General features: G+C 69.9%; 17 protein-coding genes and 1 pseudogene. 14 read left to right on the forward strand and 4 right to left on the reverse strand.

Features of this window, described 5'->3' with window-relative positions; all coding sequences use genetic code 11:
- The first annotated feature begins 218 nt into the window (after window positions 1–218).
- The 7 genes from ACQEVG_RS06925 (at window position 219) to ACQEVG_RS06955 (ending at window position 5657) form a co-directional block, all read left to right on the forward strand.
- Window positions 219–860 carry a hypothetical protein gene (locus ACQEVG_RS06925; protein WP_432978571.1) on the forward strand — a complete coding sequence of 214 codons (642 nt, stop codon included), beginning with the start codon at window positions 219–221 and terminating at the stop codon, window positions 858–860.
- A gap of 61 nt (window positions 861–921) precedes the next feature.
- On the forward strand, window positions 922–1224 hold the full coding sequence (locus tag ACQEVG_RS06930) for a hypothetical protein (protein WP_432978574.1): 303 nt from the start codon (window positions 922–924) through the stop codon (window positions 1222–1224).
- A 91-nt stretch (window positions 1225–1315) separates the two neighbouring features.
- Window positions 1316–2326 (forward strand): N-6 DNA methylase, encoded by a 1011-nt coding sequence (locus ACQEVG_RS06935; RefSeq protein ID WP_432978577.1) that lies wholly within the window; start codon window positions 1316–1318, stop codon window positions 2324–2326.
- Entirely contained in the window at window positions 2323–2850 is a 528-nt protein-coding gene (locus ACQEVG_RS06940; protein ID WP_432978580.1) for a hypothetical protein, read from the forward strand. Before ACQEVG_RS06935 ends, ACQEVG_RS06940 begins: the two co-directional genes overlap by 4 nt.
- Window positions 2847–4496, forward strand: a complete 1650-nt coding sequence (locus ACQEVG_RS06945; protein WP_432978583.1) for a DUF4192 family protein — start codon at window positions 2847–2849, stop codon at window positions 4494–4496. Before ACQEVG_RS06940 ends, ACQEVG_RS06945 begins: the two co-directional genes overlap by 4 nt.
- Before the next feature lie 52 nt (window positions 4497–4548).
- On the forward strand, window positions 4549–5130 hold the full coding sequence (locus ACQEVG_RS06950; protein ID WP_432978586.1) for a DUF6349 family protein: 582 nt from the start codon (window positions 4549–4551) through the stop codon (window positions 5128–5130).
- Complete coding sequence (locus tag ACQEVG_RS06955) at window positions 5127–5657, forward strand: hypothetical protein (RefSeq protein WP_432978589.1); 531 nt, start codon at window positions 5127–5129, stop codon at window positions 5655–5657. Before ACQEVG_RS06950 ends, ACQEVG_RS06955 begins: the two co-directional genes overlap by 4 nt.
- Before the next feature lie 150 nt (window positions 5658–5807).
- Here the strand turns inward: ACQEVG_RS06955 and ACQEVG_RS06960 are convergent, their stop codons facing one another.
- A complete protein-coding gene (locus ACQEVG_RS06960) occupies window positions 5808–7040 on the reverse strand; it encodes a hypothetical protein (protein ID WP_432978592.1) in 1233 nt (410 codons plus the stop codon).
- A 388-nt stretch (window positions 7041–7428) separates the two neighbouring features.
- Entirely contained in the window at window positions 7429–8916 is a 1488-nt protein-coding gene (locus ACQEVG_RS06965) for a hypothetical protein (protein ID WP_432978595.1), read from the reverse strand.
- Between the two features lie 915 nt (window positions 8917–9831).
- Between ACQEVG_RS06965 and ACQEVG_RS06970 the strand changes: the two genes are divergently transcribed.
- The 3 genes from ACQEVG_RS06970 to ACQEVG_RS06980 all read left to right on the forward strand — a co-directional run bounded on the left by ACQEVG_RS06970 (window position 9832) and on the right by ACQEVG_RS06980 (window position 12797).
- Window positions 9832–10083 (forward strand): type II toxin-antitoxin system Phd/YefM family antitoxin, encoded by a 252-nt coding sequence (locus tag ACQEVG_RS06970; protein WP_027731192.1) that lies wholly within the window; start codon window positions 9832–9834, stop codon window positions 10081–10083.
- Window positions 10071–10469, forward strand: coding sequence for a PIN domain-containing protein (locus ACQEVG_RS06975; protein ID WP_432978599.1), 399 nt, complete (start codon window positions 10071–10073; stop codon window positions 10467–10469). Before ACQEVG_RS06970 ends, ACQEVG_RS06975 begins: the two co-directional genes overlap by 13 nt.
- 657 nt (window positions 10470–11126) lie before the next feature.
- The gene (locus ACQEVG_RS06980; protein ID WP_432985120.1) at window positions 11127–12797 is read left to right on the forward strand and encodes an SWIM zinc finger family protein; all 1671 of its coding nucleotides are present in this window, start codon (window positions 11127–11129) and stop codon (window positions 12795–12797) included.
- A 62-nt stretch (window positions 12798–12859) separates the two neighbouring features.
- Here the strand turns inward: ACQEVG_RS06980 and ACQEVG_RS06985 are convergent.
- Both ACQEVG_RS06985 and ACQEVG_RS06990 read right to left on the reverse strand, forming a co-directional pair.
- Window positions 12860–13244: pseudogene (locus ACQEVG_RS06985) on the reverse strand (PIN domain nuclease).
- On the reverse strand, window positions 13241–13441 hold the full coding sequence (locus tag ACQEVG_RS06990) for a type II toxin-antitoxin system VapB family antitoxin (RefSeq protein ID WP_432985123.1): 201 nt from the start codon (window positions 13439–13441) through the stop codon (window positions 13241–13243). Before ACQEVG_RS06990 ends, ACQEVG_RS06985 begins: the two are co-directional and overlap by 4 nt.
- A gap of 107 nt (window positions 13442–13548) precedes the next feature.
- On the opposite strand from ACQEVG_RS06990, the gene ACQEVG_RS06995 reads away from it, so the two are divergent.
- Genes ACQEVG_RS06995 through ACQEVG_RS07010 form a run of 4 tightly spaced genes read left to right on the forward strand, consistent with a single transcriptional unit; the run spans window position 13549 to window position 21777 of the window.
- A complete protein-coding gene (locus ACQEVG_RS06995; RefSeq protein ID WP_432978602.1) occupies window positions 13549–15168 on the forward strand; it encodes a TIGR02677 family protein in 1620 nt (539 codons plus the stop codon).
- On the forward strand, window positions 15165–16394 hold the full coding sequence (locus tag ACQEVG_RS07000; protein WP_432978605.1) for a TIGR02678 family protein: 1230 nt from the start codon (window positions 15165–15167) through the stop codon (window positions 16392–16394). The genes ACQEVG_RS06995 and ACQEVG_RS07000 overlap by 4 nt, the downstream gene beginning before the upstream one ends.
- Window positions 16391–20500 carry a TIGR02680 family protein gene (locus ACQEVG_RS07005; RefSeq protein ID WP_432978608.1) on the forward strand — a complete coding sequence of 1370 codons (4110 nt, stop codon included), beginning with the start codon at window positions 16391–16393 and terminating at the stop codon, window positions 20498–20500. Before ACQEVG_RS07000 ends, ACQEVG_RS07005 begins: the two co-directional genes overlap by 4 nt.
- The gene (locus tag ACQEVG_RS07010; protein WP_432978611.1) at window positions 20497–21777 is read left to right on the forward strand and encodes a TIGR02679 family protein; all 1281 of its coding nucleotides are present in this window, start codon (window positions 20497–20499) and stop codon (window positions 21775–21777) included. The genes ACQEVG_RS07005 and ACQEVG_RS07010 overlap by 4 nt, the downstream gene beginning before the upstream one ends.
- The last annotated feature ends 449 nt before the right edge of the window (window positions 21778–22226 follow it).

Raw genomic sequence — 22226 nt, forward strand, 5'->3', positions numbered from 1 at the left:
AAGGAATTCGGGAAACGCCCGAAGGGGAAGGGGAATTGGAATGGAAATCCCGAACCGCGGATGCGGCTGCGAGTGCAACAGCGGCGGCTTCTGCGGCGGCTGCGGCCACGCCGGATGCGGCGGACGCCGCTAACCATCCCCGAACTCCAGCAGCACCCCGCGCCCCCGGCCAACCGCCGGGGGCGCACCCATACGCGCAAGCGCCTCTTGGAGAACCCATGACCGACACCTACTCGCCCGGAGTCCGGCAACTCGCCCACGAAATAGGGCTCGACCCCGAACACGTCGCCCACGCTGTCCGCTTCGCCTCACGCACCTTCGCCCGCGTGCAAGTGACGACCGGCATGACCCTCGACCAGTTCCGCCGCCTGTTCACCCAGGACCGGCACTCCATCGCCATCGTCGCGAACCTCGCCATGCGCCACGCCGGCCGCCGCGGCGACGCCCAACTCCTGATGGACATCTACAAGGCAGCCGAAGGCCGCCTCCCGTACCAGCGGCCCATCCACACCGGCGTCGGCACCCCGCCCGAATGCCACGGCCACCCGCACGTCCAGGCCGCCGTACGCATCCTGACCGCCGCCGGACTGCCGCCCATCCACACCGACGGCGTCCACGAACTCCGCCCCGGCTTCCAGGTCCTGCCCGACGACACCGGAGAACTGCCCGGCTGGGTGTTCATCGCGCCCGACCCCGGCGCCAAGGGCCGCACCGGCTTCGCAGGCGGAGATCTCGGCTACCTCGCCGTCATGCGCTGGGCCGGATGGGGCGTCATCACCGAACGCCTCCCCGGCGGCCTGTACGCCGCCTGCCACCCCGACCACCGGGACAGCCCCTTCCCCACCGACCCCACCTCTTGACCCTGCCCGTGCCCGGCCGCCCCCTGCGGCCGGGCACGGCCCACCAGAAAGGCATCAGCCCGTGAAGCTCCCCGTTGACGACGCGACTCTGGCGGCCTGGGCCACGCTGCTCGGCCTCACCGACAAGCAGACCGCCGCGACCCTCGCCGAGATCGAGGAGACCCTGCGCATCGGCTACGAGCACCGCCCCGAAGAGCTGCGCGACACCAGCTTCGACCAGCTCATCAAGGACATGGAGACCGACGAGGCGGCCCTGATGTTCCTCATCAACGGCCTGCGTCAAGCCGGTTACCCCGCCGCTGCCTACGACGTTGAGGTCCGCGGCATCTTCGCCACCCTCCGGGACCTCCAGCAGACCACCTGATCCCGCTCCCCACCCCATCCACACGCCGCCCCGGCCGCGCCCAGCGCACCGGGGCGGCCCCATGCGCGCCCGCAGAAAGGAATCCGCAGCCATGTCCGACGACTTCTTGCCCCGCGCGGCAACCCCGGCCACCGCCGCGCGGCCCGCGCCATCGTGGGCGAAGAAGCCCCCGCCCAAGTCCAAGGCCCGCCCCACCGGCAAGATCACCGCCCGCCGCTACGCCGCCCCGCGCGACCCGCACGAGCACGCCCGCAAGATCGCGGAGAACGTCCTCGATGCCTGGTACCAGTCCTTCGGCGGCAGCAGCATCGACGTCCCCCTCGGCACCGTCGCCGGGCTGTCCCTGCTGCGCAACGTACCCGGCCTGGCGGACTGGGTGCTCAACCTCCAGCCCGAAGAACTCCCGCAGCTCCTCAAGGAGATCTACCTCGGCCACTGGATCAAGCGCCCCGACCTGATCAACCGCGCGATACGCCTCCACGACTGGGCCTGGAACCCCGACCCCGACAAGCAGCAGCTCCGCGCCGTCCACGCCGTCACCCGCGCCGCCATCAACACCGGCCTGATGGACCTCACCGGCCACGACGACCCCTGGCAACGCTCCGAAGCCGACGTCCTCAGCCCCCTGCTCACCGGCCTCCGCCACAAGAGCGACAAGAAGTGGCGCGGCGAGTACCACACGCCGGCGTGCGTCACCGACCTGATGGCCAACATGACCGTGGACAAGGACTTCGCCAAGCCAGGCATGTCCTTCCGCGAACCTGCCGTCGGCTCCGGCACGATGTTCCGCTCCGTCGCCCAACGTCTGCGCGACCTCGGCCTCAATCCGCACGACTTCCACTGGTACGGCAACGACATCGACTCGCTGTCCGCCGGGTGCGCCGCCGTCAACGCGATCATCTGGGACCTCGGCCCACGCTGCCTCATCGGCTGCGCCGACTCCCTCGCACCGGAAGACGACTACGCCAAGACCCGCGCCGAAGCCAAAGAAGCCTTCGAGCAGCGCGACCGGTACATGGAGACCGCCTCCACGATCATCGCCCACCGCCGCGCCCTCGCCCTCCTCGACGAACTCATGCCCAGCAAAGAGAACGCCGCGTGACCGAACCCGACCCCTTCGACCGACCAGGCACCACTCCGGCACCGCGCCGCCGACGCCCGGCCTTCGCCGGCCCCCGCGATGAGACCGACCTGCCGCCCCTCGACCAGCTCGCCCCCACCCTCGACCCGCCGTGGAGCAAGGAGGACACCGACACCCCCGACCGCACCGCCGTCTACCAGCACCCCGACGGCCACCGCATCGGCCTCCGCGTCCAGCCCCGCGGCCTCGCCATCCAGACCTGGATCACCGCAGGCCCCGACCTGCCGCCGATCCCCGACGGCACCGACATCGAGCAAGCCGAAGCACAAGCCGCCAACGACGCCCGGCTCCAGCCCGGCCGCACCTGGCACGCCGTCCTGACCACCCGCACGAGCAAAGCCCTGACCGCAGACCTCACCGCGCTCGTCCGCGAACGGCTGCTCCCCGCCCTCACGAACAAGCCACGCGGCATGCCCGCCCCCGCACCGCCCGCCCGCATCGGGCAGCCCGACACCGCATCGCAGAAGGAAGGAACCCAGAAGTGAGCACCCCCGACAACACCGTGCAGGTCACCAGCCTGCCCAACCTCGCCCAGATCCTGCCGTACCTCCTCGGCCACTACCCGGACGACAGCATCGCCCTCCACGCCCCCGGCCCGAACTTCCACGACGGGCCGATCATGACGTGCCCCCTCCCCGACGACAGCGCCGAGTGGCAGGCCACCGCCGAGCACGCTGCCCGCCAGTTCGTGTCCTACGCCCACGACCGCGGCCATGACCTCGCTGAGGGCGTCATCATCTACCTCTGCCGCGAACCGCGCCCCGGCCAGAGCCCCGAGGACACCGCCGCGCTCCTCGCCCCCATCGGCACCTGGCTCACCAACGAGTTCACGGAGCACCGCGCCAACGTCCTCCAGACGATCGGCCTCGTCGCGAACCGGTGGTGGGCCTACGAGTGCGACAGCGACGGGTGCTGCGAGGGCGAACCGCTCCCGTCGCCGGACGATCCCACCAGCGTCGTCGCGCAAATGACCCGCCTCGGGCGCACTCCCGGCCCCCGCACCCGCGACATCATCAAGGAGTTCCGGGCGGTCACGGCCGATCCCGACTTCCTCAAGGACCTGCACACCGCCGCCAACCACTTCAACACGCGGTGCGCGACCAACGCTGGACGCGACGCCACGCTCGCGTTGACGTTGGAGCAGATCGACGCCGCCATGAGCCGGTTCCGTGACGGGGCGACCGTCCTCAGCCGCGCTCTGACCACGCAGCTCATCGTCGGACTTCAGGACGACGGCGCCGTGGAGGCCGGCGTGGCCCGCGCGGAGGACGGCGACCTTCCCCACGCCCGACGCCTGTGGGCCTACCTTGCCTGGCACTGCGCCGAACCGTTCACGCAGGAGGCCGTGCCCATCCTGACGCTGTTCGCATTCGTCGCTTGGCGGCAAGGAGACCTCATCGCCGCGCGGTTGGCCCTGCGCGACGCCATCACCACGGACCCCGATTACGAGCTGGCCACCGGCATACACCTTGGCACCATCGACGGCGAAGACCCCCGAGACTGGCTAGCCTCCGCCCGCGAGGGCCGTGCCCACCGCGCGGCACACCTCCAGCACGCTGTCCAGGTCGCCAGCGAATACCGCCCCACCACCGACACCACCGCGGTGCGCTACCGCGAAGCCCTCGACGCCGCCACCAGCCACCAAGACGACCAGGTCCTCAGCGAAGAGGAACGGCTCCTCGCCCGCCACGGCACCATCGATCTGATCAAGGGAGCCTTGGTCGACTTCCGCAACGGCCGACCCCAGCTCACGGACGAGATCGCCGCCCGCATCATCCTCGGCTTGCAAGATCCGCACACCAGGGACGCCGCACTGTCCACCGGCGAGGACAGCGACCTTCCCTACGAGCGGCAGCTGTGGGGCTACATCGCCCGGCGCTGTGTGCCGCCGCACACCGGAAAGGCACCCCCGCTCCTCACCCTCCTCGGCTGGGTCGCCTGGCGACAGGGCGACACCGTCACCGCCAGCCATGCCTTCACAGAAGCCCTCGACATCTACCCCGGCTACACGATGGCCAAGCTGCTGCTCGACGGCATCCGCATGCAGTGCGACCCGGCCCGGCTTCTGGAGACGTACCGCGACGCGGCGGCGGAGTTCGCCGCAAGCCGCCCGGACCTCGACACCCCCTGACCAAAACCGTGGCCCCGGCAACCGCCGGGGCCACCCGCCCGGAGACCGACCCATGACGACATCGGACGAACGCCGTGGCGCCGTCGCATGCCACACCGACTACCTGCCTCACTACCGCGACAAGAACAGCAACAGCCGCGACCGCTGGCGCATCGCCTGGGGACACCCAGGCTTCACCCGTCACACGCCGCCCGAACCGACCACCGATCACCAGCCCACCGTCCTCGTCCGCAACTGGGGCCGCCTCGCCCCGGACGGATCCGGCGACATCTGGCCCTACCTCCACCGGGGCGCTTGCCTCGGCTGCACGTGGGAAGGCCCCGACCGCCGACGAAGCGACCAAGCCGTCGAAGACGCCCACGACCACACCCATGAGGGATGGCGCGACCTCCCGGCGCTTCCCGAACGCCGAGGCCGGCACTGGACCACCCACGCCACGCACCTGTACCCGAAGGGCTGGTTCGACAGAGGCGGGCCCGTGCGCACCATCCGCACAGGAATCGAGAAACGGCACCTGCCCGGCAAAGCGCCCGGAGGTGGCTATGACCTCGCCGTACAACCGCCAAGGACGGAGCATCGGACAGCGATCATCGAAACGCTGTTCCCGGAGTACCACGAGAGCGAGGCGGCGTGAGCGACCCGAAGTCCGTCACGTGGCTCCGCCCCGAGTACAAGGGACGCGAAGATGAACTGATCAACCTCGCCGCCGGAGCAGCCCTCGTCGGCGTCACTCGCTCCACCGTCAGCAACTGGGCCAAGCGCCACGCAACCTTCCCGAAGATCGTCTTGCTGACGGGTATCGGCGACAGGCGCGTGAAGTACATCCCCCGCGACGAGTTCCTCGACTTCGCCCGCGCACAACTGAACAAGAAGCGCACCCCCGCCCGCAGACCGGCGCCCCGCCGACCTGCCACTCTCCTCCGGGCAGACGAGATTGCTCACGCCGAACGGCAGATAGCCAGACTCACCGAGTTGGAGGCACGCCAAGCAACGGCCCTCGACAACACCCGGCAGGCACTGAAGAAGCACCGCGAGCGCCTCGAGCGGGCCCGTCAGAGACTCGCTGTCGAGATCGCCGTAGTACACCGTCTTGAATGCGGGGAAGGCGCATCAGGCACAGCCCGCGCGTCCCTAGCGAAGGAGGGCGGGAGGGAACAATGATTCCCGGGTAGGACCCGACACGCCCACTCACCTGGGAAGTGCCTCAGGCTGGTGCGGGAACGAGGACCTAGACAATCCTCATTACCGCTGGTCAGGGGCACTTTCTGCTTTGCCGATCACCTGTCGGACAGCCCGCTTCGTGAAAGCGGGTTAGTGGACACCGGGTAGTTGCTCCGGTTGTTGCACATTCCTAGTCCGTGCGTCCCGTCGCCACTTGGCAACAGTGAGGGTTGGCCTCAGAAGTGTGGGCACGAGCAATGTCAGTACAGCAACCACCACAGTGAGCAGTTGGCCCGCATACCAGCCATTGAATCCGCTCACTGTTGCTCCGGCGAGGAGGGCCAATGTGCCCGCAATGGGAATGGCTTTTCGATATCTTGCCCAACCGTCACGTGAGGAGACGATCAAGACTATCCAGCATAGAAGTGCAAGATTAGTGATGCCCACAAAAATCATGACTGTGAGCCAAACTCCAGAACCCCATGGCCGCGCGAAAATGAGGGTCGCCACAACAAGGAGTGCGGCGGTGATTGCAAATGCGTTCCTGAGTCGAAAAAGTGTCGTAATCCTTGCCTCTTCGACCCCTATTATTTCCTGTCGTTCATGCCGAACGCGCAAAGCAAGTTGAAGCCAGAAGTAGATCCCAAAGAGCAGGCTTAGTGCAACCCGATCGAACAGCTCAATGCCTACAACCGCACCTTGTGGCTCATCAACTGTGGAAGCTATTACGATGACCGACACGGCGAAGGCGAGTAGCGAGAATGAGAAAACCGCGACCCCTTCGCTGCTGCGGTCCTGCTTGAATGTGGTTCGATTGGCGAGACTGTGAATCTCCTTAATTAGGGATTCGATGCGCCTTCTTCTGAGGTGTTCTGGCTCGTGGTCCCACAGTTCCTGCCACTCGTCTCTAGTCATCTGCGATATGTGAAGGAAGTAGATCTGAGAGTAGCGGATATGGCTCCCTGGAACCCTCGAGTCCGTTATTCCAGGCAACCCAAGAGGCTGCGTCAGTCCAGCGAGAAGGAGTATCACCGAAACGGCTACGCCGAGCAGGAAGACGGAGATAGAGACAAGGCCGAGGGGTAGCGTGAAAGGTGGAACGTTGAACATTCGCGCAGCATAGTTAGCGGAATTCAACGCCGCTAGAGCGAGGGTCGCGGCCGTCAAAAATGCGATCCCAGTAAGGAGTCTTCCGATTTTATCGTCTTGATGCTTGGTGGCGTCCAGGACCTGCTCAAAGCTATCTTCCAGTAGCGCGAGCTGCTCCTTATCCCGCTGATTCTGCGGCGGCTCGTCGGGCTCGGCCGCGGGCGGTGGTGTCTGATTCTGCGGCGGCTCGTCGGGCTCGGCCGCGGGCGGTGGCGTGGTGTTGCTCGATGGCATGTGAGTCCCCCGCTGTCGCCTCAGCGGACTAACGGACCTTCAGAGTCTAACTCGCATCTCTGTGGCGCGCCTGTGGATCACAGTTAGGAGTCACAGACCTGGTGGTTATTTCATTCGTCACCCGACTTCCCTCCCAGAGTGCTCTATTTCGTCAAGCAGTAAACTGATGGAAGGTGCAAGGAAGGCTAGGGGCGCTTGAGGGCATTCCTCGGGGTGAAGGCTATTGCGGCGTGACCACTTAGCTGGCCGGGACCTTCGATAGGCATGGCATGTCCGGAAGAACTGCGTAATCGCACTCCGAGGCTCTCTCGTTGGCTGGTCGCGCACCGGCCAGAAGCGGCCGGGTTAGGTGGCCGCAAGTGTTCTCGGAGGCTCAGGTGAGGTTGCGTCAGAAAGACCTCCAAGTAGACGTGTGCGCCTCCGGTCCGTACGAACTCCACCCGTTGAGGTGCGGCTTGAGATCTTCAGGCTCAAACGCCAACCCAGACGGCATAGTCGGTAGTTGTGTCAGAGGGTCGAGGGTCTCCGCGTAGTCGCGTGCCCACCGCAGCCAGGCGCGAGCCGATTCAACGTCGACGTCCTCTTCTGGCGCTACATTGAGCCTGTGCTCCAGAGCGTCGCAGTACTGGCGGAGCGCGTGCGCATCCTGCCACTGCCTTGCCTGCTCACGGAGAATCGTTGCGAAGCGAGCCTGAGCAGCCTTCTCTCTGGCGGTAGCCATGGCCGCTTCCCAGCGGATGCGGCGCTCTTCCTTCGCGCGTTCCTCATCCAGCTTCCTCTGCTGCTCCTCGACCGCGCGAGTCTCCAGTTCCCGGAGCACGATCCCAAGGACGTCCTCGAGTTTCGACCGCTTGCGGTCGCCCCAGTGGTGTTGCCGCTGGGATCGGCTGTACCCGATGTCCAGAGCAAGCTGCTGAGAGCGGTCTGGATCAGCAGACTGGGGAAACTCCTGCTTGATAGTGACGCAGCTGGTGAAGCCGTCGATAACGATCTCCAGCACCCCTTCCCGACAACTCGCGGGGAAGTACCGGCCGTTGTAATAGTGCGCTGAACGATGGTCACGCTCAGGGACCCGCTGCTCGCGTACCTTGTATCCCCGGCGTTCCGCCTCTGCTGCGAGCCCTTGCAGCAGCAGCAAAGCGCGGCGACGCAGAGAGGGCGGCATAAGAAGCCGGCGCTGGCTGTCTCGCAAAACCGCCACGACGCGGTGCGGCGAGCGCAACTGCCCGGGGACTGAAACCCGCGGGTTCTCCTCTGGGGACCTCCGCCCAGAGTTGGCATGTGGGCCGTCTACCAACGAGATTTGCAGATCACGGCCGGCGTTCCACAGTCTCTGCTTCTCGATGCGTTTGCCCGCCGGCGCGAGTTTGTGCCGCTTGGCGAAGTCGATGACACGTCGCCACTCGGTGATCTCATCCTCGTCAGGCTCTGATATGACCACATGGCGCTCGGCGACCAATCTCTCCACGAGCTTGGTCGCTTTTGCGCGGCGTGCGACGGGGATGGGCCTTTCGCTGTACGGCGTTGGCTGCTTCTTATGGGTGGTCGCCGGCTTGCTCCCATGAGCTGTCGTCGTTGTCGTGGAGCCGCGGACCCTGCCCTTCGCCACGGTAACCGGTGCCTTCGAGTCACCAGCAGCCGTGCGCCCGTGTGCCGGATGCTCCGGATGACGACCGTGCTGCAGGTAGAACCGCCCTGCCTCAGTAACCTCCGCCCGCCAGCCGCCACCCCGACGGCTCACCGTCACGAGACCCCGATCGCGCAGCGCATAGGTTGACCGCCGCATGCCCGGATCCTGGGCGCCGGGATCCTCGCCGGCGGCAACTTTCCTGAGGAGCGTGAGCTGTCGATCGTTCAACGCTTTCCAGCGGTGCATGCGACAAGTTCACAAGGAATCAAGGCGGGTCACAATAGTGGCCTTCGTGATGCCCTCGACCAGGGCTGTCAGCACGCAGCCGGGCGAACATGCTCGCCCCGCTCCGGGTCGACTTCGATACTCTTGTCCGCAGGCGGCTGACCTGCGAAAAGCCGCGATGCTCCACCTCCGGGCACAGGAGGTGAGAACCTGCTGCGCCGGTAAGGCACTCCGCTGCGCTGGAGTTCATCTCCCCTTCCGTGACGTAGCCCGCGACCAGCGAGAAAGCCCGAGCACACCCTGTCGGCGACGCGCAAGAACGGGCAGGCTTTGGCCTTCAGTGGACACGCAGTGGACGGAAGGACCGGGAAAGATCAGGAAGCCGACGGAGGCAGGCGGAGGGCAATAGTGCTCTGACCTGCGGCTATAGGAAAGATGAGGTAGGAGCCGGGACGGATCGGAAGATCCGAAAAGGACTCATAATCCGTCGGCCGTGGGTTCGAGTCCCACCCGCCCCACCAGTAACGTGCCCTGACCTGCGGAAACGTCTCTTCAGTGCCTCTGAGTCACCTACTCGGCCCCAACGGAGAGAATCCGCTGCTCACAAGTACTGCCTGAGGTGTCACGGCGGGTGTCTGGGCACCCTTGTCAGGCTCTGACCTGCGGCGATTTAGAAACAAGCTCGGCTGCTGGAGGTTACGCAGTGAAGCCGAAAGCAAGATCCAGGGGACGCGCAGGGGACGCGAGGAAATGGAGCGGACCCGCAGGAAGCCGGCGGCCTGACCGTCGGCGCCGTCACTGTCCACCCCGCCCCAGCCTGCCGGGCATCGCTCTCCGGCCGCTGTTCGGCTTGAGATGTCGAACATCAAGCAGGGGAAGGTCATCAGGCTCGGCCTCCGCCTTGTCGAGTATCAGATTCTCTGAGAGCATGAGGTCATGAAGACAATGACCGCTACCGAAGCATCACGGAACTTCGCCTCCGTGCTGGACAGCGCGGAACGCGGCGAAACCATCGTGATCACCCGCGGGGGCAAACGCCTGGCCGTGCTCGGCCCGGCGCCCAAAGCCACGGGCCGTGCGGTGAAGGATGCTCTCCTGCCCTACGTCGACACCCTCGACGACGCCTTCGAGGGCGATGTGATGGCCACCCGTGATCTGCTGACCCTGGACGATCCGTGGAACGACTGATCCTGGACACCGGCGTATTGATCGCGGTCGAGCGCCGGAAAGTCGTCCTCGACCATGTACTCGCGGACGATGACGACCCGGTGATCGCCGCCATCACGGCCGCGGAGTTGCTCCAGGGCGTCGAACTGGCCGACGACACCAACCGGATTGCCCGCCAGTCATTCGTCGACGCCATCCTCGCTACGGTTCCGGTCGAGGAGTACACCGTGGACATCGCGCGGGCTCATGCGCGACTGCTCGCCCACGTCCGCAGGGCCGGCCAGCCCAGAGGAGCCCACGATCTGATCATCGCGGCAACCGCCCTGACCACCGCACGCACAGTAGTCACCTACGACAAGCGAGCGCGCTTCGACGACCTTCCCGGTGTTCGTGTGCGTAGATTGTGACGGGCCCGGGCGATTGGCTGTTGGCAAGTGCGCCTGCCTCAGCCGCTGGCTGCCCACCGAGTGACGGGAGTTGTGGCGTGGCACGCGGTTTCCTTTGTCATCGCCGTGACTCAGCGGTGCGTGCTGAGGCCAGCAGCCCCAACAACGCCAGGCACATCCACCCCCGTGAGATAGGCGAAAGCGGCGGTGTGTGAAACTGCGGTCCACGGGATGCCCGCTACGGCTCGGGTAGCCGACGACGTTCACCGGGCAGCGTCCGCTGCCGGGGAGTCACATCCAGGTCGTGTCCATGTGGCCCCGGTGTGCGGACGATCATGTCAGTTGCTTTGGCTGGATGCGGTCGCGCACGACCTGGCCCGCCGCTTCGGCCTCCGTCCGCATCACCCCATGAAGTGAGAGAGCGTGAATGCATGCTGCTCGTGTAGCAGTTGGTGGTCGAGATCCGGCGCAAGCTCCCGACGCACTTGGCTCTGAGGACGGCGGCCACCCGGCGTTCACCATCCCCTCGCTCGGGGCCGCCCACCATCGCTGATGCACCGTAAGTCCCGCTGCTCGATGGGGTGCTCAGTCGACGCATGCGGGCACACCTGTGGAGCCGGGTTGCTCGGGTCTCCAAGAGCTGCCGATCCGCGGTTGAATGCCGGTGTGGCACGGAAAGTGGTGGGATTGGGCGAGGACGATCTGAGGGTGCTGGCCGGGGCTCGGTCCTTCGAGCGGGGGCTGGGGTATCTGGACGCGGTGAGTGGGCTGGAGGTGGGGGAGGGCTCGGTCACCGCCGTGGTGCACGGTACGGATGTCTACGAGGTGGAGCTCACCCTCGGCGGCGACGAGGGGGTCTCGGGGTCGTGCGACTGCCCGTACGGGCAGGAGGGCAACTTCTGCAAGCACTGTGTGGCGGTCGGGCTGACCGTGCTGCGGCGGGCGAAGACGATCCCCCAGCAGCGAGCCGCGGCACGGGCACGGGCTTCCGGCTTGGAGGCGTGGCTTTCGGCGCTGTCGCGTGACGAGCTCCTGGCGCTGGTGCGTGAGCAGATCGCCGAGGACCGAGAATTGCGAAGGCGTTTGGAGCTGCGGGCAGCCGCTGCTCGCTCTGACCTCGGTACGGTCCGGGACCGGATCGTCGCCCTGATCGATCCGCGGCCGTTCGCCCGGTACGGGTACATCGAGTACGCGGATGCCTCCGGGTATGGACGACAGGTCGCCGAGGCGGCGAGCGCCCTGCGCGCCCTGACCGCCGAGGGGCAGGCGGCGCAGGCGGTCGGTCTGGCCGAGGAGGCGATCCGGGTGCTGGGGGAGGCGTACGGGGAGATCGACGACTCCGACGGTGTGGTCGGGGAGGCGGCCGCCGCGGTGGCCGAGGCACATCTGGAGGCCTGCGGGGTCGCACGCCCCGATCCGGATCGGCTGGCCGAGTGGCTGGTCGGCACGGTGCTCGACGACAGCAACGACGTGACGGACCTGGATCCGCTCGACTACGCCGACGCGCTGGGGCCGAGCGGACTGGCCCGCCTGCGACAGCTGGCGGCCGAGGCACTCAGGCGCAGACCGTCCGGCTGGGCGGAGCGGTACCTGATGGAACGCCTGGTCAAGGCGGAGGGCGACGTCGACGCGCTGGTCGCACTGCACGCGCAGGACCTCGACCCGTCCGGTGCCACCCATCTGCGTATCGCCGAGGAACTGGAATCGGCGGGCCGCATGGACGAGGCGCTCGCCTGGGCGGAGCGCGGACTGCGTGAGTGCGCCGCCGAGGCGCACATGGACGGCCGTCTGGTCGACTATGTGTGCGTCCGGTACGCGAAGGCGGGGCGAGCGGCCGACAGTGTCGCGGTGCGCCGTGACCGGTTCCGTGTCGAGCGGTCCCTGGCCGCCTACCGGCAGCTGCGCGCTGCCGCTCAGGCGGCGCAGTGCTGGGAGGCTGAGCGCGCGGCGGCGCTGGCTGCCCTAGGCGAGGACGCCCGTCTTGAGGACGGCGGCCGGTACGGCGGGCCAGTGCTGATCGACGCGCTGCTCGACGACGGCGACCTGGACGCCGCCTGGCGCGAGGCGGCCGGCCGCGCGGACGACCGGCAGTGGGAGCGACTCGCCGACCTGTCGCGCGAGACCCGTCCGGCCGAGGCGCTCGGCGTGTACCTGCGGTTGGTCGAGCGGTCGAAGGAGCCGACCGGGGACCGCGCCTACGAGCGTCTCGCACGACTGTTGGGAGGTGTCCGTGACTGCCATCGCGTGCTGGGGACCGAGGACGCATTCACCGTGTATCTCGCCGGCCTGCGCACAGAACTGAAACGCAGGCGGAAGCTGATGAGCATCCTTGACCAGCACGGGCTATGAAGGTGGGCGGGCGGCGGCCGCTCATCCGCGTGCCGGAGGGCGTCTGACGGCCCTGAGACTGATCAATTGAGATCGATCATCCCTGCCGGTTGTCCGGTCGTGCGGGCGATCGTCTCGAAGTCGTGGCCATGGTGGAGCAGGGTCAGCCCCGCCTCTTCCGCGGCGGCGGCGAGCAGGTCGACGAGGCCCGCACCGCGTTGCTCGCCCTTGGCGGTGAGCAGTTCGTGGACGACGCGTGCGTGTCGGTAGATGCCGTCGGGCAGGGGGCACCGGGTGTAGTGGGCTTCCAGCGCGCGTTTCATGCGTTCCCGGTCTGCCGCCGAGCGTGCGGAACAGAGGACTTCCAGCTCGGTGATGTCACACGGCGAGCCGTCCCACTCGGCCGTGGCGGCCGAGCAGGATGCGGACGAGGGCGGAGGTGCCGATCAGGTAGTCGGTGACGGTCACGCATCTGCTCCTGCGTCGCGGACAGTGTCCTGCCCGCCGGTGGGCCGGTATGTGCTCTTGTCGAGGAGGACGTCCATGTCCAGTGCGCCCTCGGCGACCAGGTCGCGGGCTTCTGCCAGCGCGCGCAGTCGCCGGTAGCGGGCCGTGACCTCGCGCAGGGCGGTGTCGCGCTTGGTCGCGATGCCGAGGTCCCCTATATCGGGAGTCGTATATCAATATGCACGCTCCCTTATGTCTGGTGGAGACGCAAGGAGTCGGACCGGGATTGTCGTTGCAGGTCTCCTTTGGGGAGAATGCCGGGACGATGACGTCACGCCCTGCCGCCCTCGACCGCATCGGCCCTGCCGGGGCCGATGCGGCCGCCCAGTCCGCGGAGCCCTCCACGGAGACCCCGTTCGCCCCCTTCGCCCATCTCACCGCACCCAACGCCGCCCTCTACCGCCAGGTGATGCGCGTGTTCCTGGCGGCCAAGGAACGGTTTGCGGTGCATCTGCGGCCCGAGGACGTGCACGCCGCGCTGCCGCCGGAGCACCGCCCCGCCGGTCCGGACGCCGTCGTCAAGGCGCTGGACAGTCTCGTCGGGTGGGGCAATCTGCGGGCGGACCCTGACACCTCCCGGGTCACCGCGGTCGAGGACTTCTACCGCAGACGGTTCATCTACCAGCTCACCCAGGCCGGCGAGGCCGCCGAGCAGGCGCTGTCGGTTTACGACGAGGCGCTGGGGCGGCGCGGGGCACTCCAGGCGGTGGCGCTGCACGACATCGTCACGCACCTGCGGGCCCTGCTCGTCATCTCCGCCAAGGAGGAGCCCGACGCGGCCAAGGCTCATTTGGCGCTGTCCGCGCTGACCAGCCGGTTCGAGGCGCTCGCCGAGAACGCGCGGGCGTTCATGGGGTCGCTCCAGCGCACCATTGACCTGCATGGCGTCGAGGTCGAGGTGTTTCTCGCCTACAAGGACCGGCTGATCCAGTACCTGGAGCGGTTCATCCAGGATCTGATCACTCTCGGCGGGCGGATCGCCCTGCTCATCGGTGAGCTGGAGGACGAGGACCGGGTGGGCGTGCTGCTGCGGCTGGCGGCCGCACGGGAGGCGGCCGACGCCGCTCCGGACGAGGCCGACACCGCGCAGATACAGGCGTACGAGCGGTGGGCGGGGCGCTGGTCCGGGCTCGCCGCCTGGTTCGTGTCGGCGGACGGCCGCGAGTCCCAGGCCCGCCTGCTGCGCGGGCGCGCACTCGGCGCGATCCCGCAACTCCTGACTGTCGTTCGGCAGTTGAACGAGCGGCGGGCCGGGCGCTCGGACCGGTCGGCGGACTTCCGCACCTTGGCCCGCTGGTTCGCCGAAGCCCCCGACGACGGGGCGCGGCACCGGCTGTGGCGCGCCGCCTTCGGCTTGTACCCCGCCCGTCATCTCACCGTCGACGCCGACACCCTCGCCGAACGTGGGACGCGTCCGGTAGCCCCTGCCACGCCCTGGTCCGAGGCCGAGCCGCTGCGGATCAGTCCGCAATTGCGCCGTACCGGGAGTTATGAGCGGCGCGGCAAGCCCCGCAAGGTGCAGGACCGGTCCGAGCAGCGGCGGCTGCTGGCCGAGCGCGCCACGAAGCAGGCGGACGAGATCGCGGCCGCCCGCGCCCGGCTGGCGACGGAGCGCCCCACCCGGCTGTCCGCGCTCGGTGAGCTGGACCCGACGGCGTTCGGCCTGTTCCTGCGGCTGCTCGGCGACGCCCTGGCCACCTGGCGGCCCGGTACGACCACGACCGTGGCGACCAGCAACGACGGCACGATGGAGATCCGCCTCACCGCTCTGGATGACGGTACGACGGCCGAGATCCGCACCCCGGGCGGCGTGTTCCGGGGGCCGGACCACACCGTCGCGATCACCGACCTTACGGCCGGCATCCCCATGGGGGAGACGCGATGACCACGTCCCTGGGCGAGGTCCTGGACGACCGGCGCACCGCCGAGTTGCACAAGGCGGCCCGCGCCCTGCTGAAAGAGCCGCTGCTGCTCGCCCGAGGCCCCGGCGCCGACGCCTACCGTCTGGTGCGCCGGTACGCGGCCGAGCTGCGCGACTGGTTCGACCGCAACACCGGCTGGTCGCTGCGGGTGGACGCGGAGTCCGCCCGGTTGCGCAGGACGCCCGGCACTCTGGCCGACGCGACCCACCCGGCGCGTGAGGCGTCCCGCGCCGGTGTGCCGTTCACCCGCCGCCGCTATGTCCTGCTGTGTCTGGCGCTGGCCGCGCTGGAACGCGGGGAGGCGCAGATCGCGCTCGGCCGCCTCGCCGAACAGGTGGTGCTGGACGCCGCCGACCCGCAACTGGCCGCCGTCGGCGTGGAGTTCACCCTGGAACGGCGCGAGGAGCGCCTGGACCTCGCCGCCGTGGTGCGGCTACTGCTGCGGTACGGGGTGCTGCGCAGGGTGGCCGGGGACGAGGACGCCTACGTCAGCGGGGCGGGCGACGTGCTGTACGACGTGGAGCGCCGCGTCCTGGCGGGGCTGCTGGCCGCCCGCCACGGGCCGTCGCTGATCGACGCGGACGGGTTCGAGGAGCGGCTGGACGCACTCACCGCGGAGAGCGCCCTGGACAGCGACGAATTGCGCTTCCGCGCGATCCGCCAGAAGCTGACCCGCCGTCTCCTCGACGACCCGGTGCTCTACTACGACGAGCTGACCGACGAGGAGCTGGTATACCTGACCCGGCAGCGCGCCTTCCTCACCGCACGCGTCAGCGAACTGACCGGCCTGGTGCCCGAGGTACGGGCCGAGGGCATCGCCATGGTCGACCCCCACGACGACCTCACCGACGTACGGATGCCCGAACAGGGCACCCACGGGCACGTCACCCTGCTGCTCGCCGAGCACCTCGCCGGCGCGGACGGCGAGGTCAGCCAGGGGGAACTGGAGCACCGGGTACGGGAACTGGCCGCCGTCCACGGCGCGTTCTGGTCCAAGAGCGCCAAGCAGCCGGGCATGGAGGGGGAACTGGTCGAGCAGGCGCTCACCAAACTGACCGCGCTCGGTCTGGTGCGGCGTACACCTGCCGGCGTGGCCCCGCTGCCCGCGCTCGCCCGGTACGCGGTCGGCGAGACCGTCGTCGTGGAATCCGGACACCGCACGTCCCAGCGAAAGGCACCGCAACCGTGACGGCCCTGCCCCACCCCGTGCCCGGCCGGTGGCGGCCGCTGCGCCTCGGCCTGGTCGACCTCTTCTACTACGACACCGAGGAGTTCTGGTTCCGCGACGGCCGCCTGCTGCTGCGCGGCAACAACGGCACCGGCAAGTCCAAGGTGCTCGCCCTCACGCTCCCGTTCCTGCTGGACGGCGATCTGTCGGCGCGCCGCGTGGAGCCCGATGCCGACCCGGGCAAGCGCATGGAGTGGAACCTGCTGCTGGGCGGGGAGCACCCGCACCCCGAGCGGCTCGGCTACACCTGGATCGAGTTCGGCCGCGTCGACACCGACACCGGACACCACCACTTCCGCACCCTCGCCTGCGGGCTGAAGGCCGTCGCAGGACGCGGCATCGCACGCCACTGGTACGCGGTCACCGACCAGCGCATCGGCCAGGACCTGAGCCTGCTCGACGCGACCGGCACCGCCCTGTCGCGCGACCGGCTCACGGAGGCCATCGCCGGGCACGGCATGGTGTACGACACGGCCACCGCGTACCGCCGCGCCGTCGACGAGGCGCTGTTCGGCCTCGGCGAGCGACGCTACGCCGCCCTGGTCGACCTGCTCATCCAGCTGCGCCAGCCGCAGCTGTCGAAACGGCCCAACGAGGCCGCCCTGTCCCGCGCCCTGACCGAGGCGCTGCCGCCGATGGACCAGGCCGTGATCGCCGACGTGGCCGAGGCGTTCCGCTCCCTGGACGAGGAGAAGGAGGAGCTGCGGGCGGCGAGCGAGGCCGAGCGGGCCGCCTCCGCCTTCCTGGACCACTACCGGCGCTACGCTCGCGTCGCCGCCCGCCGCCGCGCCCGGCTGCCCCGCAGCGAGCACGCCCGCTACGAGCAGCTGCACCGCGACCTGGCCCAGGCCCGCACCGAGCGGGAGCAGGCCGAGACGGACCGGGAGGCCGCGGCCGGGCGGCTCGCGGAGCTGGAGGAGGCCGCCACGCGGCTGAAGGCACAACAGGCCGCGCTGCGCGAGGGTCCCGAGATGCGCAGTGCGCGGGAGCTGGAGCAGGCGGCGGCCGAGGCGCGCCGCACCGCCGAGGAGCTGAAGCGGGCCGAGGCCGACCGTCAGGACGCGGCCCAGGTGCACACCCGGACCCTGGGCCGCCTCGGCACGGCCGAGCGGCGCCTCGCGGCGGCCGAGGAGCGGGTCGCCGACCTGGCCGAGCACGCCCGGGAGACCGCTGCCGCTGCCCGCCTCGACGACGTACCGCGCACCGATGGTGCACCGGAGGCCGAACTACGGCGGGCAGCCGAGGAGTCGATGGCCCGCAGGCGGCGCACCATCGACCACATGGAGGAACTGGCGGGCCGTGCCGACCGGGCCGCCGCCGAGGGGCGCGCCGCCGCCCGCCGGCTGGACGACGCCGAAACCGAGGCCGGCCACACCGCGCAGCGGCAGGCCGAGGAGGAGCAGAACGCCGAGGCGGCGGGCGCGGACCTCGTCGCCCGCGTCCGCGCCCACCTGAACGCCTGCGAGGAACTCGCCGTCGCCGATTCCGCCGGGCTGCTCGACGCCCTGCAGGACTGGGTGACCCACTGCCAGGGACCGTACCCCGCACGGGAGGAGGCCGGTCACGCCCACCGCACGCGGGCGGCCGAGCTGGCCGACCGGGCCGCCCTCCTCGGGCAGGAACAAGCCGTCCTGAAGGCCCGGCGCAGCGAGGCCGAGCGGGAGCTGGCCGAGCTGGAGGCGGGCGGCCGACGCGGGCCGACGGCGCCGAAGACCCGTACCCCTGGCCTACGCGAGCAGGTCCCGGGTGCACCCCTGTGGCGGCTGGTCGACTTCCACGAACAGGTCACGGTGAGGGAACGGGCAGGGCTGGAGGCCGCACTGGAGGCGTCCGGGCTCCTGGACGCCTGGGTGCACCCGGACGGCACCGTCCTGCGCGCCGACGCGCACGACGTGCTGCTCTCGCCGGTCGGCCCGGTGACCGGCGGCACGCTCGCCGACGTGCTCCGCCCGGCCGTGGACCACGGCGACCGGCAGGCTGCGGCGGTGGGCGAGCGGACCGTCGCCCGCGTGCTCGCCGGGGTGGGGCTGGGTCCGGGCGGTGACACCTGGGTGAGCGTCGACGGCGGCTTCCGTGTCGGCGCGCTGACCGGCAGCTGGGCGAAGCAGGTCGCCGAGTACGTGGGCGAGGGCGCCCGTGAGGAGGCCCGCCGCGCCCGGATCACCGCCCTGCGTGCCGAACTCGCCGCGTACGCCGAGGACATGGACCGTCTCGACGCCGAACGCGCGGCGGTGGCCCGGCGCCGGAGCACCCTGGACGCCGAACTGGCCGGCGTCCCCGACGACGCCGCCCTGCGCCACGCGCACGCCCTCGCCGCCGCGTCCGCCGACGCCGCGCACCGGGCCCGCGCCCGCCGCGCCGAACGCGCCGCCGACCTAGCCGAGGCGTCCCGCCAGGAGGCCGAGGCCGCCACCGAACTCACCGACACCGCTGCCGCGGTGAACCTGCCCACGGACCGCGCGGACCTCACCGCCGTCCGCCAGGCCCTGGCCGACCACACCGCCGTCCTCGCCGGTCTGTGGCCCGCGCTGCGCGAGCGCACCGACGCGGCACGGGCCGTCGTCGAGGAGCGCGCGGAAGCCGAGCGGGCCGGGGAAAGGGTGGCGGAGCTGGCCCTGCGGGCCGAGGAGGCGGCCCGTGGCGCGGCGGCCGCCGACGAGCGCCACACCACCCTGCGTTCCACCGTCGGCGCCGCGGTGGCGGAGCTGGAGCGGCGCCTCGCCGACACTGCGGCCGCGCTCGCCACGTGCGAGCGCGAGCAGCGCCGGGCACGCGAAGACACAACGGCCGCCGACCGGCGCGCCCACCTGGCACTCGGGCACATCGAACGCCTGGAGGTCGAGGTCCGCGAGGCCACCGCGGCCCGCGCCGAGGCCATCGCCGCGCTCCAGCGGTTCACGGCCACCGGACTGCTCACCGTCGCCCTGCCCCAGGCGGCCGTGCCCGCCGTGGACGCCGGACCCTGGGCCGCCACCCCGGCCATCGCCCTCGCCCGCACGATCGAGAGCGACCTGTCCGGCACCGACGACTCCGACGGCGCCTGGGAGCGCGTGCAGAAGAAGCTCAGCGAGGAGTACAAGAAGCTCCAGGACGCGCTCTCCAGAGGCGGCCACAACGCCTCGGCCCGGATGACCGAGGACGGCATGGTCGTCGAGATCGTCTACCAGGGCCGAACCCGGGCCGTCCCCGACCTTGCCGAGGCCCTCGCCATGGAAGTCGCCGAGCTGACCCGCATCCTGTCCGCGCACGAGCGGGAGATCCTCGAAACCCACCTGCTGACCGAAGTCGCTGGCACCCTCCAGGAACTGATCGGCGCCGCAGAGCGCCAGGTGCGGGCCATGAACGCCGAACTGGAGGAGCGACCCACCTCCACCGGCATGCGACTGCGGCTCGTCTGGCGCCCCTCCCGCAAGGCACCGACGGGTCTGACGCAGGCCCGTGAGCGGCTGCGCCAGTCCGCCGACGCGTGGACGGTCGAGGACCGGGCCGCGGTCGGTGAGTTCCTCCAGGCCGAGATCATCCGCCGGCAGGCCGACGACACTGCGGGCAGCTGGCTGGAGGTGCTCACCGCGGCCCTCGACTACCGCGCCTGGCACGAGTTCGGCATCGAACGCCACCAGCACGGCAAGTGGGTTCCCGCCACCGGGCCCGCTTCCGGCGGCGAGCGCGTCCTGGCCGTGAGCGTGCCGCTGTTCGCCGCGGCCTCCTCGCACTACGCCACGGCCGCGTCCAGTGCCCCGCGGCTGGTCACCCTGGACGAGGCGTTCGCCGGGGTCGACGACGACTCCCGCGCCAAGTGCCTCGGCCTGCTGCACGCCTTCGACCTGGACGTGGTGATGACCTCCGAACGCGAATGGGCCTGCTACCCACAGGTGCCCGCCATCGCCATCGCCCAGCTCTCGCGCGTCGACGAGATCCCGGCGGTCCTGGTGACACGCTGGGAGTGGGACGGCGCCGCCCGGCTCAGGGGCATCGAACCGGGTCGCCCGACGAGCGGCATCCCGGCACAGACCGGCCCGCGGGCGACTTTGGACACGGCCGAAACCAAGGACACGCTGTGGACATGAGCGAGCGGGAGGACACGAGCGAGCTCAGGGACATCCACCGACAGGCCGCGGCACCCGTCGACCGCGACCGCCTGACCCGGTTGCTCGGCGGCCCCGACCTCGTCTGGCTGGTAGACCGTGTACGGCGCCGCATGGCGCGAGGCGAACCCCTCACCGGCCCGGTCACCCTGACCGCCCCCACCGCCGGGCAACGGACCGCCGCCGAAGGGCTGCTGGGCCGCGCCCCAGGCGCCGGACGTGCGCTGAGCGTCCGTCTCGACGCCGTGGACGCCGTGCTGCGCCGCTCCGGCGTCAGCCCCGACGGCCTGGCCGCAGCCGTCACCGCCCTCACCGGACCTGTCGACCGGCTGGCCGACGTACGCGAGCGGGAGGAGCGCGCCTGGCGGGACGCGTACGCCCCGCTCGACGAGCTCATCCGCACCCGCAGACCCGAACTGGCCGACTGGGCCGAGCGGCTGCGTGCGGACGGCCTCGTACGCCGGATCGCCCGCACCCCGCGGGCGGCGAAGAGCCTGCTGGGCGACACGGCCGAGGCCCTGCGCCGGCTGCCAGCCGAGCCGGCTGTGTCCCTGCCCGCCTTCGCCGCAGGGACCTTCGGCGACGCCCACGCCCTCGACGACGGCACCCCGCTCGCCACACTCGTCCTGGCCGGCGCCCGCACGCTGACCGGTTTCCCGGACGGCAGCGGAGCCGAGTGGCGCCGCGAGGCATGGGCCGCGGCCGGGCTCCTCAAGGACGCCCTTTCCTCCACCGTCCTCGCCCTGGGTCTGCGTGGCACCCCCGCCCTCGACTGGTCGGCCGGCGAGGGCGAACCCGCGGTCCTGACGCTACGGCAGCTCACCCGGTGCCCGCCGCGCACGGCACCCGCCCTCGTCCACGTGTGCGAGAACCCGGCCATCCTGGCCACCGCGGCCGAGACCCTGGGCGCCGCCTGCCCCCCGCTGGTCTGCCTCCAGGGTCAGCCCTCGGCCGCTGCCCTCACCCTGCTGCGCCACCTGCACGCACACGGCGCCGCCCTGCGCTACCACGGCGACTTCGACTGGGGCGGCCTGCGCATCGCCTCGGCCCTGCTGCGCCGTGTCCCTTGGCACCCCTGGCGCTACATGGCCGCCGACTACCGCACCGCGGTCGCCGCCATCCCACTGGCCACGACCCTGACCGGCACGCCGACCACCGCCGCGTGGGACCCGGACCTGTCCGCGGCCATGACCGAAGGCGGCGTGCGCATCGAGGAAGAGGCGGTACTCGACGACCTGCTGGCCGACCTCGGCCAGTGAGCGGGGGTGACGGCACCTTGGGCAAGTGATGTGGGGCAGGGGCCGGCCTTCGCCGTCGGAAAGGGATTCCGCTGCCGGAGGGTGCGAAAGGCGGAGCACCCCCATTGTTCGACCTGGCTGATGCAGCCGGACCTCCCCAGGCTCCTCCCACGGGAGGGCTCTCCGGGGACCGCCAGGGGACACGCAGGGGACGGAAGGACCCGGAAGGATCAGGAAGGCCGGCACGGACTCCGAACGGAAAAGCGGATCTGACCTGCGGTTATAGGAAAGGCGAGGTAAGAGCCGGGACGGATTGGAAGATCAGGAAAGGACTCATAATCCGTCGGCCGTGGGTTCGAGTCCCACCCGCCCCACTGTGCACGTCTGTGACCTGCCGAAACGTCTCAGCAGGCGTGCGGATTCAGGACTTTGGGCGAACGGACTGAATCCGCTGCTCGCGACTTCAACGC

Source organism: Streptomyces sp. CA-135486 (genome assembly GCF_050936555.1).
GTDB lineage: Bacteria > Actinomycetota > Actinomycetes > Streptomycetales > Streptomycetaceae > Streptomyces.